This window comes from Pseudomonas sp. P8_241, assembly GCF_034008315.1.
GTDB lineage: Bacteria > Pseudomonadota > Gammaproteobacteria > Pseudomonadales > Pseudomonadaceae > Aquipseudomonas.
The window spans coordinates 971229-984689 of the sequence record NZ_CP125377.1 but is presented as its reverse complement, the minus strand read 5'-3'; the positions used below and the strand labels follow the sequence as shown (position 1 = coordinate 984689).

The window sequence follows — 13461 nt, the reverse complement described above, 5'->3', positions numbered from 1 at the left end:
GCTTATTAGCGACGCAGACCCAGGCGAGCGATCAGAGCGCTGTAACGGCTCACGTCCTTGCCTTTCAGGTAGTCCAGCAGCTTACGACGCTGGTTTACCATGCGGATCAGACCACGACGGGAGTGGTGATCTTTACCGTTGGCCTTGAAGTGACCTTGCAGTTTGTTGATGTTGGCGGTCAGCAGTGCAACTTGCACTTCTGGCGAACCAGTGTCACCAACAGCTTGCTGGTAGTCAGCTACGATTTGAGCTTTTTCTTGAACGTCGAGAGCCATGAGGCAATCCTTTTATCAGGAAACTGTTTCAGAAAAACAGTTTCAACAGGCCAGGGACAAATCCCTGTATCTAAAAATGAGTAGTGACCGTGCCTGTTAACAGCCACCCTCGCCAGCCCGCTGTTACACGGGCTGGTTCCGGTCATTCTGACCGAATCAGTCGACGTGGCGCGATGCGCCCGTCTTCGCTCACTTCACCGATACCGATGAAGCGACCATTGTGATCCTGTACCCGTACCATGCCGAACTTCGGAGCATCCGGGGCACGTACTGGCTGGCCGTTTAGCCAGTAGAACGCGCTCGCTTCCGAGAACTGCAGCAGCGGCCAATCCAGCAGGCCGCTGTCCGATGGCATCAGGAAGCGATCGACCGCTTCATTACCGCCTTCGGCATGTACCGCTTCCAGCTCTTCGAGAGTGACCGTCTGCGCCAGGGTGAATGGCCCGGCCTGGGTACGTCGCAGTTCTGCAACGTAAGCGCCACAACCGAGTTGCTCACCGATATCCTCCACCAGGGTGCGGATATAGGTGCCTTTAGTGCAATCCACCGACAGCCGCGCAGTATCACCTTCGAAGGCCAGCAATTCCAAGCGCGTAATAGTAACAGAACGCGGTTCGCGCTCCACTACTTCGCCTGCACGAGCCAGCTTGTACAGCGGCTGACCGTCACGCTTGAGCGCCGAGTACATCGGCGGTATCTGACTGATTTGCCCACGAAATTTCGGCAATACAGCTTCGATATCGGTGCGACCAACGGTCACCGGGCGCTCCTGCAAAACTTCGCCCTCGGCATCCGCCGTGGTCGTGGTCTTGCCCAGTTGCGCCAGGGTTTCGTACCCCTTGTCGGAATCAAGCAGGTACTGCGAGAACTTGGTGGCCTCGCCGAAGCACAATGGCAGCACGCCGGTGGCCAAGGGGTCGAGACTGCCGGTGTGCCCGGCCTTCTCGGCATTGAGCAGCCAGCGAACCTTCTGCAAGGCCGCGTTGGAGGTAAACCCCAGCGGCTTGTCGAGCAGGATGATGCCGCTGACGTTACGACGGATACGTTTGACCTGAGCCACCGATTACTCCTTGGTGTCTTCGGGTTCTGCGGCAACCAGGTTCTGGTTGTCTTCAGCCACTGCGCGCTCGATCAACGCCGACAGATGCGCACCACGCACGACGCTTTCGTCGTAGTGGAAGTGCAACTGTGGAACGCTTCGCAGCTTCATCTCACGGGCCAACTGCATGCGCAGGAAACCGGCGGCGGAGTTGAGCACCTTGATGCTTTGAGCGATCTCTTCGGCGCTGTCCTGCCCCATCACGGTGATGAAAATCTTGGCGTGACCGACGTCACGGCTGACTTCAACAGCGGTAATGGTGACCAGGCCGACGCGCGGGTCTTTGACTTCACGACGGATCAGTTGTGCCAGCTCGCGCTGCATCTGATCGCCGATACGTTGGGTACGGCTATATTCTTTTGCCATGTCTTGTTACCTGTTACTGCCCCACGGTGAAACCCGTGTGGTCTGAAAGCGGCAAACGCCCGGCCTGACAGAAGCCAGACCGGGCGTTGCGTTTAGAGTCCGGGTGACGAACTGCGCATTTGCATGCGGCAGCCCATCACGGCTCTTGAAGTGCGCGAGTTAGAGGCTGCGAGCAACCTGCACCTTCTCGAAGACTTCGATCTTGTCACCGACTTTGACGTCGTTGTAGCTCTTCACGCCGATACCGCATTCCATGCCGGCACGTACTTCGGAAGCGTCATCCTTGAAGCGGCGCAGGGATTCCAGCTCGCCTTCGAAGATAACGATGTCTTCACGCAGTACACGGATTGGACGGTTACGGTGCACAACACCTTCGATAACCATGCAACCGGCGATCGCGCCAAACTTCGGCGAACGGAACACGTCACGCACTTCGGCGATACCCAGGATGTTCTCGCGAACATCGCTGCCGAGCATACCGGTCAGGGCTTTCTTGACGTCTTCGATGATGTCGTAGATCACGTTGTAGTAACGCATATCCAGACCTTCCTGCTCGACGATCTTGCGCGCACCGGCATCGGCACGCACGTTGAAGCCGAACAGTACAGCGTTGGAGGCCAGTGCCAGGTTGGCGTCGGATTCGGTGATACCACCGACACCGCCACCGACCACACGCACTTGCACTTCGTCGTTACCCAGGCCGTTCAAGGCACCGTTCAACGCTTCCAACGAACCACGGACGTCGGATTTGAGGACGATGTTGAGCGTCTTCTTCTCTTCCTGACCCATGTTTTCGAAGATGTTTTCCAGCTTGCCTGCGTGAGCACGGGCCAGCTTGACTTCGCGGAACTTGCCTTGACGGAACAGAGCCACTTCACGGGCTTTCTTCTCGTCGGCAACCACGCTCATCTCGTCGCCAGCATCCGGAGTACCGTCCAGGCCGAGAATCTCGACAGGGATGGCCGGACCGGCTTCCTTGATTGGCTTGCCGTTCTCGTCGAGCATGGCACGTACACGGCCATAGTTCGAACCGACCAGGACCATGTCACCCTGGCGCAGGGTACCGTCTTGAACCAGAACGGTAGCCACCGGGCCACGGCCCTTGTCCAGACGGGATTCAACCACGACACCACGGCCAGGAGCCGATGGAGTTGCAGTCAGTTCCAGTACTTCGGCTTGCAGCAATACAGCTTCGAGCAGTTCGTCGACGCCAGTACCCATCTTCGCCGAAACCGGTACGAACGGCGTGTCACCACCCCATTCTTCCGATGTCACGCCGTGAACCGACAGTTCGCTACGGATGCGATCGAGATCGGCGCCCGGCTTGTCGATCTTGTTCACTGCAACAACCAGTGGAACACCAGCCGCTACGGCGTGCTGGACAGCTTCAATGGTCTGCGGCATCACGCCGTCGTCCGCTGCAACCACCAGGATCACGATGTCGGTCGCCTTGGCACCACGGGCACGCATTGCGGTAAACGCGGCGTGACCCGGGGTGTCGAGGAACGTCACCATGCCACGGTCGGTTTCAACGTGGTATGCACCGATGTGCTGGGTGATGCCACCGGCTTCGCCAGCAGCAACCTTGGCACGACGGATGTAGTCGAGCAGGGAAGTCTTACCATGGTCAACGTGGCCCATTACGGTCACGACTGGCGCACGGGAAACGGCCTCGCCTTCAAACTTCAGGGACTCAGCCAGGGAATCTTCCAGGGCGGTGTCGCTGACCAGGGTCACTTTGTGGCCCAGTTCCTCAGCCACAAGCTGGGCAGTTTCCTGATCCAGTACCTGGTTGATGGTCGCTGGAGTACCCAGTTTGAACATGAACTTGATGATTTCAGCAGCCTTGACCGACATCTGCTGAGCGAGGTCGCCCACAGTGATGGTCTCGCCGATCTTCACTTCGCGCACGACAGGGCCGGTTGGGCTCTGGAAACCGTGGGCGTTGCGCTTCTTCAGCTTGGCCTTGCCGCGACCACCACGACGGAAGCCATCGCTTTCTTCGTCGGTAGTACGTGGGGCAACGCGTGGAGCCGGGGCCTTTTCCTTGACCGAAGCACGATGCGGAGCGTTTTTGCGCTCGCCATCGCCGCTACCGCGACGACTGTTGTCGTCAGCACGTGGCTTGTCTGGACGACGCTGTTCGTCACGCTTGCGGGTATCGGCCGCAGGTGCCGGAGCGGCTGCCACAACCGGAGCGCTTTCACGCACGGGTTCGGCGACCGCAGCTGGCGCTGCAACAGGTTCGGCTTGAGCGGTAGACGCAGCAGCAGGCTGGCGACGCGCTTCTTCTTCGGCGCGACGCTTGGCTTCTTCTTCAGCCTTCTGACGTGCAGCATTTTCTACTGCGCGACGTTCGTCCAGTTCACGCTTGCGCTCGGCTTCGATTTCTTCCGGGCTGCGCTGTACGAAGACTTTCTTCTTGCGTACTTCAACGCTGATGCTCTTGCTTCCAGCAACACGCAGGGTGCTGGTGGTTTTACGCTGCAGCGTAATCTTGCGTGGTTCTTCCACTTTCGCCTTGTGGCTGCTTTTCAAGTGAGTCAGCAACGATTGCTTCTCACTGTCAGTCACATTTTCTTCGGCGGCGGTGTGCGGCAGACCTGCCTCACGCATCTGCTGCAACAGGCGCTCTACCGGTGTTTTGACCTCATCGGCCAGTTGTTTCACCGTGACTTGCGTCATGCACTTCTCTCCTCAGGCCGCGCCTAATTACTCGAACCAGTGGGCTCGGGCGGCCATGATCAACTTGCCGGCACGATCATCGTCAATGCCGTCGATGTCGAGCAGGTCGTCAATAGACTGCTCGGCCAGGTCTTCGCGGGTAATTACGCCGCGCACCGCCAGTTCCATCGCCAAATCCTTGTCCATACCCTCAAGCGAGAGCAGGTCTTCGGCCGGATGGGCGTCTGCCAGCTTTTCCTCAGTAGCGATGGCTTTAGTCAACAAGCGATCCTTGGCCCGAGCGCGAAGCTCGTTGACGGTGTCTTCGTCAAAGCCGTCGATGTTGAGCATTTCTTCCAACGGTACGTAGGCAATCTCTTCCAGGCTGGTAAAGCCTTCGTCCACCAGCACCTGTGCCAGATCTTCGTCGACTTCCAGCTCGTCGATGAAGTTGCGCAGGATGTCGCCGGTTTCCGCCTGCTGTTTAGCCTGGATGTCCGATTCGGTCATCACGTTCAGGGTCCAGCCAGTCAACTGGCTGGCCAGACGCACGTTCTGACCACCGCGACCGATGGCCTGAGCCAGATTGTCTGCGCCAACGGCGATGTCCATTGCATGGGCATCTTCGTCAACGATAATTGCCGCAACCTCGGCCGGGGACATGGCGTTGATTACGAACTGAGCCGGGTTGTCGTCCCACAGAACGATGTCAACACGCTCACCGCCCAACTCGCCCGACACTGCCTGGACGCGCGAACCGCGCATACCGATGCAAGCGCCTTGCGGGTCGATGCGTTTGTCCTTGGAACGAACGGCGATCTTGGCACGCGAACCCGGATCACGGGAGGCGGCCATTACTTCGATCAGGCCTTCAGCAATTTCCGGCACTTCGATGCGGAACAACTCGATCAGCATTTCCGGCGCGGTGCGCGACAGGATCAACTGCGGGCCGCGGTTCTCGGTGCGGATTTCCTTGAGCAGCGCACGCAGACGCACGCCAACCCGGAAAGTTTCGCGAGAAATGATGTCTTCACGGGCCAGCAACGCTTCAGCGTTGTTGCCCAGATCAACGATCACGTTGTCGCGGGTGACTTTTTTCACGGTGCCGGAGATGATTTCACCCAGGCGCTCGCGGTAAGCATCAACAACCTGAGCGCGCTCGGCTTCGCGAACTTTCTGCACAATGACTTGCTTTGCAGTCTGCGCAGCGATGCGACCGAATTCAATAGACTCGATTTTCTCTTCGACTACATCACCCACCTTGGCGCCAGGGTGCGTTTCAGCAACCTTGCTCGGCCAGGTTTCGATGGCCGGATCGTCCAGGTCGTCTTCTTCGACGACTGTCCAGCGACGAAAAGTCTCATAAGCACCGGTGTGGCGATTGATTTCCACACGCAGATCGACTTCGTCCTCAAAACGTTTTTTGGTCGCAGTGGCCAGAGCCAGCTCCAGCGCTTCAAAAATCACGTTTGCCGGTACACCCTTTTCGTTGGATACCGACTCAACAACCAGCAGTACTTCTTTGCTCATCGTACGCCTCGCCTTTCGCAAGCCATTGGATCCGCGGGATCCGCAGTATCTGGCACGCCTCAGTCAAAACTGGGAATAATGTTGGCCTTGTCGATCATATCGATCGGCAACAGGAACTCATGGTCTTCCACCTGCACCACAACATCCTGCTCTTCTACGCCGCGCAGAAGGCCCTGAAAGTTGCGTCGTCCTTCAAAAGGCGAGCGCAGCTTGATCTTCACTTGTTCACCGGCAAATTTTGCAAACTGCTCAATAGTGAACAGAGGGCGTTCCATGCCAGGCGAGGAAACTTCAAGGGTGTACTCAACGGAGATTGGATCTTCCACATCCAGCACACCGCTGATCTGACGGCTGACAATGGCGCAATCGTCCACCAGCACACCGCCTTCTTTATCGATATAAACGCGCAACATCGAGTGACGACCCTGAGCCGAAAACTCGATACCCCAGCATTCATAGCCTAGGGCCACGACCACCGGGGCCAGCAAGGCCTGCAACTCTTCTAGCTTGCTCGACACCTGAACCCCCTAGTGCATGTATGTGCATGCTATGCAAAATAAAAAAATGGGCGAAACGCCCATCCTTGAAACGCCGTCGAACAGCGGCGTTGAAAGTGTCCAGCTAACAAAAAGCCCCTTAAAAGGGGCTCCTTAAACTGGTTGCGGGGGCCGGATTTGAACCGACGACCTTCGGGTTATGAGCCCGACGAGCTACCAGACTGCTCCACCCCGCGACAAAGCTGGGGCGGAAGTATACGACCGATCCCCTACAGGGTCAATGTAACCTTCCACCTGCAAGAAAGCCCGCAACAGCGGGCTCTCCTGACTAATTGGTACCGAGAAGGGGACTCGAACCCCTACACCCTATGGGCACAACCACCTCAAGGTTGCGTGTCTACCAATTCCACCACCTCGGCAAAACTACATTTGAAGCTCTTCTTACTTTTGCTCTTGAGCTGGAGGTACGTCAGTCGCTGGAGTAGCCGACTTTTGCTCTTGAAGCACCGGGACATCATCAGAAGCCGGTTGTTGCTTTGGAACTTCCAGTACCGCTGGATTTGGGAGACCTACTTGAGTCAGCTGGTGAGCCTTCTCTTTAGCAAAGTAACCTAACCCTAAGCTGGTTATGAAAAAACCTGCGGCAAGTATAGCAGTAAACTTACTAAGAAAGGTAGAGGAACCTTGGCTTCCGAACACAGTATTTGAAGCACCTGCTCCGAAAGACGCGCCAGCGTCCGCACCTTTACCCTGCTGCAGCAAAACCAGAGCAACTACGCCCAATGCACCCAGCAGATGAAAAACGACTACGACTGTTTCCAGCATTTTTTCAGTTTCCCGCGGCGCGACAGATCGCACCGAACTCATCTGCATTCAGGGAAGCCCCACCAATGAGACCCCCATCGATATCCGGCATGCCGAACAGTTCGACCGCATTGGCCGCCTTCACGCTGCCGCCGTATAGAAGCCGCACACCTTGCGCGACTTCAGAATTCTCTGCCGCCAACTGAGCGCGGATGGCTGCATGCACATCCTGCGCCTGTTGCGGCGAAGCAGTCAGCCCGGTACCAATGGCCCAGACCGGCTCGTAAGCAATTACCGCCTTTGCAAATACACCGACACCCAGCTCCTCGATGATACTGCCAAGCTGACGCGAGACAACCTCAAGAGTTTTACCGGCTTCGCGCTGCTCCAGGGTCTCCCCTATGCACAACACCGGAATCAAGCCACTTGCCTGTGCCGCTGCGAACTTGCGAATCAGCATTGCGTCCTGCTCGCCCATAATCTGGCGGCGCTCGGAATGCCCAACAAGCACCAGGGAACAACCTGCATCCACCAACTGACTCGGCGCAACTTCACCGGTCAACGCACCTTGCCCGGATTCCACCGCAGAATTCTGCGCGCCGACCGAAATCGACTTCCCTTCCAGACCATCAATCACTTGATTGATATGCAGCAAAGGTGGGAATACCACGACATCAACACCGCTCGGCAAGGCCAACTCACGAAGGCCGTTGATCAGCTCAGCGACGCTGGCGCGGGTACCGTGCATCTTCCAGTTACCAGCTACCATAGGGCGACGCATGCTGTACCTCGTCGGTCAAAGTGGGCGCAGATGTTACCCAACACAATCGAGGCTGGCAAGCCGAATTCAGGCAGAAACTTCAGTTACCAGTTTAGCCAGCTCTTCGGCGTATCCACGAACCACTGCTTCGTCTTCACCTTCAACCATGACACGCACCAACGGCTCGGTCCCGGACTTACGCAACAGCACTCGTCCGCGCCCCGCCATCGACTTCGTAACGCGCTCGCTAGCCTCTTTCACGGACGGGTGCTCAATGGGATTTGCGCCGCCGCCGAAGCGCACGTTGATCAGTACCTGAGGGCACTTGCGTAGCGTCTGACGCGATTGCGCCAAGCTTTCATTACGCATCTTCAATGCCATCAATACCTGCAGAGCCGCAATGATCGCATCACCGGTAGTGGTATGACTGAAGCACACAACATGCCCCGAATTTTCACCACCCACGATCCAGTCACGCTCAAGCAGCTCGGCAATCACATATCGGTCACCGACATTCGCACGCACGAACGGAATACCCAGATCCGCCAGGGCCAGTTCCAACCCCAGATTACTCATCAGGGTTCCGACCACACCGCCTTGCAGCTTGTCACGCTCATGCAGATCCCGGGCAATGATGAACAGCAGCTCATCACCATCCACTACTGCGCCCGTGTGATCAACCATCTGAACCCGGTCGCCATCACCATCGAAGGCGATTCCCAGATCAGCATGCTCAGCCACCACAGCGGCCTGTAACTGACCCATATGGGTCGACCCGCAGTTGTCATTGATGTTCAGGCCATTCGGTTGTGCGGACAGCACGACAACGTCGGCCCCCAGCTCACGAAACACACTCGGCGCCACTTTGTAAGTGGCACCGTGCGCGCAATCGATCACGATTTTCAGGCCGGTGAAATTGGTACCGGTCGGCACGCTGCTCTTGCAGAACTCGATGTATCGGCCCGATGCGTCGTTGATTCGCGATACCTTGCCGATCTTGCTCGACTCAACCACGGTCATCGGGGTATCGAGCAATTCCTCGATCATGAGCTCGACTTCGTCTGGCAGCTTGGTGCCCTTGCCGGAGAAAAACTTGATGCCGTTGTCATCATGGGGATTGTGCGATGCACTGATCACGATGCCGGCTTCGGCATGAAAGGTGCGCGTCAGATACGCAATTGCAGGCGTCGGCATCGGACCCAGCAACATTACATCAGCACCGGCCGAAGTGAGACCCGCTTCAAGCGCCGACTCGAACATGTAGCCGGAGATCCGGGTGTCTTTACCCACCAGCACTTTGCAGGCACCCATTTTTCGGAATGCCATGCCCGCCGCCCAGCCGAGCTTAAGCATAAAATCAGGAGTAATCGGATACTCTCCGACACGGCCACGAATACCATCGGTGCCAAAGTATTTTTTGCTCATAAGTACTCCACAATTCTTATTCGGCTGATCCCACCGCGGCTATCATCCGCACCACATCCACTGTTTCGGCGACATCATGGACGCGCAATATACACGCCCCTTTCACCGAAGCCAGAGCTGCGAGCGCCAGGCCACCAAACAGTCGCTCACCAACCGGACGACCCAAAGCCTGCCCAATCATGCTCTTGCGCGAAACCCCAACCAAAAGGGGTCGCCCCAAGGCATGCAGCGCTTCCATATGCTTGAACAAGCTTAGATTGTGCTGCAAGGTTTTGGCGAAGCCAAAGCCAGGATCGAGGATGACCCGCTCAGGAGGAATACCCGCCAGAGAACACTGAACCATGCGCTCAGCGAGAAACTCGCCGACTTCTTTCGTAACGTCCTGATACTGAGGATTGTCCTGCATATCGCCGGGCTCGCCGAGCATATGCATAAGGCAAACTGGCAGTCCGGTGGCGGCGGCCGCATCCAGGGCGCCATCACGGCGCAACGAGCGCACATCGTTGATCAAACCAGCGCCTAGACGCGCAGTTTCGCGCATCACCGATGGCGTAGACGTATCGACCGAGATGATCACGTCCAACTCGCGACTGATGCGCTCCACTATAGGCGCTACGCGCTCCAACTCCTCCAGCGGCGATACAGCCCTTGCACCGGGGCGCGTGGACTCGCCACCGACATCAATGAGGGTTGCGCCGGCCGCGACCATGGCTTCGGCGTGGCGCATGGCCGCGTCAAGCTGGCTGTACTGGCCACCATCAGAGAAAGAATCAGGAGTGACATTGAGAATGCCCATGACATGCGTCTGGGCCAAATCAAGAACCCGGCTGCCGCAAGGCAACCGGGTCGAGGACAGAACAGAAGTCATTTCAAACCTTAAACGTCAGCAGCCGGACCACCAATGGGTGTTTCCGGACGCTCGTCCTGCACAACCGGAGGGGTTCCGGAAGTGCCAGTGCCACCCGACCAGTCGCGCGGCTCGCGGGGCGGTCGACCTGCCATGATGTCGTTGATCTGTTCGGCGTCGATCGTCTCGTACTTCATCAGGGCATCAGCCATGGCGTCGAGCTTGTCACGGTTGTCCGTGAGGATCTGCTTGGCCGTGCCATAGCACTGATCGATGATGCTGCGCACTTCGGAGTCGATCAGTTTGGCTGTCTCCCCGGAGAAACTCGCGCTCTGACCACCACCGCCGCGACCCAGGAACACCTCGCCTTCTTCTTCGGCGTACATCAATGGGCCGAGTTTTTCCGAAAGACCCCACTTGGTCACCATGTTCCGCGCAATCTGGCTGGCACGCATGATGTCGTTGGAAGCGCCGGTGGTCACACCATCGACACCCAAGGTCATTTCTTCAGCAATACGACCACCGTACAGCGAACAGATCTGGCTGATCAATGCGCGCTTGGACAGGCTGTAGCGATCTTCTTCCGGCAGGAACATGGTCACACCCAGAGCGCGACCGCGCGGGATGATCGAGACCTTGTAAACCGGATCATGCTCGGGAACGACGCGACCCACGATAGCGTGGCCCGCCTCGTGATAAGCGGTGTTCTGCTTTTCTTTCTCGGACATGACCATGGACTTGCGCTCGGCACCCATCATGATCTTGTCTTTGGCCAACTCGAATTCTTTCATTTCGACGATGCGCTTGCCGGCACGGGCAGCAAACAACGAGGCTTCGTTGACCAGGTTGGCCAGATCGGCACCAGAGAACCCAGGCGTACCACGAGCGATCACTGCCGGAGCAACGTCGTCGCCCATTGGCACTTTGCGCATGTGGACCTTGAGAATCTGTTCACGACCACGAATATCCGGCAGACCAACCACGACCTGGCGGTCGAAACGGCCCGGACGCAGCAACGCCGGGTCCAGTACGTCAGGTCGGTTGGTCGCTGCAATCACGATGATGCCGTCATTCATTTCGAAGCCGTCCATCTCCACCAGCAACTGGTTGAGAGTCTGCTCACGTTCGTCGTGACCACCACCCATGCCAGCGCCACGATGGCGACCAACAGCATCGATTTCGTCGATGAAGATGATGCATGGAGCGTGTTTCTTCGCCTGTTCGAACATGTCGCGAACACGACTGGCGCCGACACCGACGAACATTTCGACGAAGTCAGAACCGGAAATGGTAAAGAACGGCACCTTGGCTTCACCGGCAATCGCCTTGGCGAGCAAGGTTTTACCGGTACCAGGAGGACCGACCATCAGCACACCGCGAGGAATCCGGCCGCCCAGACGCTGGAACTTGCCCGGATCACGGAGAAACTCGACCAGCTCGCCAACTTCTTCCTTGGCTTCGTCGCAACCGGCAACGTCAGCCAGGGTGGTCTTCACCTGATCTTCGGAGAGCAGGCGCGCCTTGCTCTTGCCGAAGCTCATCGGTCCTCCCTTGCCGCCAGCGCCACCCTGCATCTGGCGCATGAAGAACATGAACACGGCGATGATCACCAGGATCGGAAAGCTTGCGACCAGGAGCTGAGTCCAGATGCTTTGCTGCTCAGGCTGTTTGCCTTCGACCACGACGTGGTTATCCACCAGATCGCCGATCAGGCCATTGTCCTGGATCGCCGGACGAATGGTCTTGAAGCTGTCGCCATCGTTGCGCTTGCCGGTAATCACGTAGCCATCAACCGCTACGCGCTCGACCTTGCCATCCTTGACCTGCTGGATGAAGTCGGAATAGTTGAGGGTCTGCGGCTCATTAGGGCTGGAGAAGTTGTTCATCACTGTCACCAGGACAGCCGCGATGATCAACCACAGGATCAGATTCTTTGCCATATCGTTCAATTAACTACCCTCTGAAGCAAGCGCCGCTGGTGGCGCGCGCTTCGCATGATATTCACCGGCCTAACTTACTACATTACCTACAACTTGGCAGGCGCCGTCTGTAACCCTTTGTGAAACACTTCCTACACAATATTCGCTAATTCTTACAAGGCGAAATACGAAAATCCTATCGCCCCGGTCGAAAAACCTCGTTCTACTCGCTACGACCGCGGTAACCCCAAGCCAGCATGTATTGCTCGCGGGAGCTGCCACGGGAAGAGTCCGGCTTGATCATCTGGACCTTGTCGAATTTCTGACGAGCGTCCTTCACGTAAGCATCAAACCCTTCACCCTGAAAAACCTTGATCACGAAATTACCACCCGGCTTGAGTATCCTCTCCGCCAGATCAAGCGCCAGCTCGCAAAGGAACATGGCTTTTGGCATGTCTACGGCAGGCGTACCACTCATATTGGGGGCCATATCGGAAATCACAAGGTCCACCTGCGAATTACCCACGGCCTCCAGGATCCGGGCGAGCACTTCGTCCTGGGTGAAGTCACCCTGGATGAAAGTCACGTCCGGAATGCTGTCCATTTCCAGTATGTCCGAGGCGATCAAGCGCCCCTGCCCACCAATCAGCCGGCTAGTGACCTGCGACCAGCCACCAGGGGCCGCACCCAGGTCGACAACGCTCATGCCTGGACGGATCAGCTTGTATTTCTCCTGGACCTCCAGGAGCTTGTAACTCGCACGCGAGCGGTAGCCATCCTTCTGCGCCTGCTTCACATAAGGATCATTGACATGTCTTTTCAGCCAACCAAGGCTTGTCTTGGAACGCGCCATTGGGCACCTCGATGATAAGGGTCGTGATTAATTGGGCGGATCCACGAGCCCTCGGGTAAAATGGCCGCCATTTTACAGAATCCAGACGAAAGGGTCAGATTATGCCGCTCACTCAAGAGCAGAAGAAACAGTACAAATCCATTGGCCACCATCTGAAACCAGTTTTGATTGTGGCTGACAACGGTTTGACTGAAGGTGTTTTAGCCGAACTTGAACGCGCATTGGCGGATCACGAGCTGATTAAAATCAAGCTCAACATCCTCGATCGTGAATCGCGTCTGGCGTCCATTGCAGAACTGTGCAAGGTCGGCAAAGCGGATCTGGTTCAAGTCATCGGCAAGATGGCACTGATTTACCGCAAGAACTTCAGCGTCAACAAGCAGCTGTCAAACGTCCATCGCTTCAAGTGATGACAAGGGTCA

13 protein-coding genes and 2 tRNA genes are annotated in these 13461 nt (G+C 57.0%); 1 reads left to right on the top strand and 14 read right to left on the bottom strand.

Features of this window, described 5'->3' with window-relative positions:
- Positions 1-5 precede the first annotated feature (5 nt).
- The 14 genes from rpsO to rlmE all read right to left on the bottom strand — a co-directional run bounded on the left by rpsO (position 6) and on the right by rlmE (position 13039).
- Positions 6-275 carry a 30S ribosomal protein S15 gene (rpsO, locus tag QMK58_RS04325; protein WP_011332409.1) on the bottom strand — a complete coding sequence of 90 codons (270 nt, stop codon included), beginning with the start codon at positions 273-275 and terminating at the stop codon, positions 6-8.
- A gap of 142 nt (positions 276-417) precedes the next feature.
- Positions 418-1335 (bottom strand): tRNA pseudouridine(55) synthase TruB, encoded by a 918-nt coding sequence (gene truB / locus QMK58_RS04320; protein WP_053154398.1) that lies wholly within the window; start codon positions 1333-1335, stop codon positions 418-420.
- Positions 1336-1338: 3 nt separating this feature from the next.
- Entirely contained in the window at positions 1339-1740 is a 402-nt protein-coding gene (gene rbfA, locus QMK58_RS04315) for a 30S ribosome-binding factor RbfA (RefSeq protein ID WP_053154395.1), read from the bottom strand.
- A gap of 159 nt (positions 1741-1899) precedes the next feature.
- Positions 1900-4425: a translation initiation factor IF-2 gene (gene infB, locus QMK58_RS04310; RefSeq protein WP_053154392.1), complete on the bottom strand. Its 2526-nt coding sequence runs from the start codon at positions 4423-4425 to the stop codon at positions 1900-1902.
- Positions 4426-4452: 27 nt separating this feature from the next.
- Positions 4453-5934: a transcription termination factor NusA gene (nusA, locus tag QMK58_RS04305; RefSeq protein WP_020796534.1), complete on the bottom strand. Its 1482-nt coding sequence runs from the start codon at positions 5932-5934 to the stop codon at positions 4453-4455.
- A 59-nt stretch (positions 5935-5993) separates the two neighbouring features.
- On the bottom strand, positions 5994-6452 hold the full coding sequence (rimP, locus tag QMK58_RS04300) for a ribosome maturation factor RimP (protein WP_038843818.1): 459 nt from the start codon (positions 6450-6452) through the stop codon (positions 5994-5996).
- A gap of 138 nt (positions 6453-6590) precedes the next feature.
- A tRNA-Met gene (locus QMK58_RS04295) sits at positions 6591-6667 on the bottom strand.
- 97 nt (positions 6668-6764) lie between these two features.
- A tRNA-Leu gene (locus tag QMK58_RS04290) sits at positions 6765-6850 on the bottom strand.
- A gap of 22 nt (positions 6851-6872) precedes the next feature.
- Positions 6873-7256: a preprotein translocase subunit SecG gene (gene secG / locus QMK58_RS04285; RefSeq protein WP_017336473.1), complete on the bottom strand. Its 384-nt coding sequence runs from the start codon at positions 7254-7256 to the stop codon at positions 6873-6875.
- 4 nt (positions 7257-7260) lie between these two features.
- The gene (gene tpiA / locus QMK58_RS04280) at positions 7261-8016 is read right to left on the bottom strand and encodes a triose-phosphate isomerase (protein WP_320395917.1); all 756 of its coding nucleotides are present in this window, start codon (positions 8014-8016) and stop codon (positions 7261-7263) included.
- A gap of 66 nt (positions 8017-8082) precedes the next feature.
- Positions 8083-9420 (bottom strand): phosphoglucosamine mutase, encoded by a 1338-nt coding sequence (gene glmM, locus QMK58_RS04275; protein ID WP_320395916.1) that lies wholly within the window; start codon positions 9418-9420, stop codon positions 8083-8085.
- Positions 9421-9436: 16 nt separating this feature from the next.
- Positions 9437-10288 carry a dihydropteroate synthase gene (folP, locus tag QMK58_RS04270; RefSeq protein WP_320395915.1) on the bottom strand — a complete coding sequence of 284 codons (852 nt, stop codon included), beginning with the start codon at positions 10286-10288 and terminating at the stop codon, positions 9437-9439.
- 8 nt (positions 10289-10296) lie between these two features.
- Positions 10297-12207 (bottom strand): ATP-dependent zinc metalloprotease FtsH, encoded by a 1911-nt coding sequence (ftsH, locus tag QMK58_RS04265; RefSeq protein ID WP_053154380.1) that lies wholly within the window; start codon positions 12205-12207, stop codon positions 10297-10299.
- 202 nt (positions 12208-12409) lie between these two features.
- A complete protein-coding gene (gene rlmE / locus QMK58_RS04260; protein ID WP_320395914.1) occupies positions 12410-13039 on the bottom strand; it encodes a 23S rRNA (uridine(2552)-2'-O)-methyltransferase RlmE in 630 nt (209 codons plus the stop codon).
- Between the two features lie 101 nt (positions 13040-13140).
- On the opposite strand from rlmE, the gene QMK58_RS04255 reads away from it, so the two are divergent.
- Positions 13141-13449: a YhbY family RNA-binding protein gene (locus QMK58_RS04255; protein ID WP_007942889.1), complete on the top strand. Its 309-nt coding sequence runs from the start codon at positions 13141-13143 to the stop codon at positions 13447-13449.
- Positions 13450-13461: the final 12 nt, after the last annotated feature.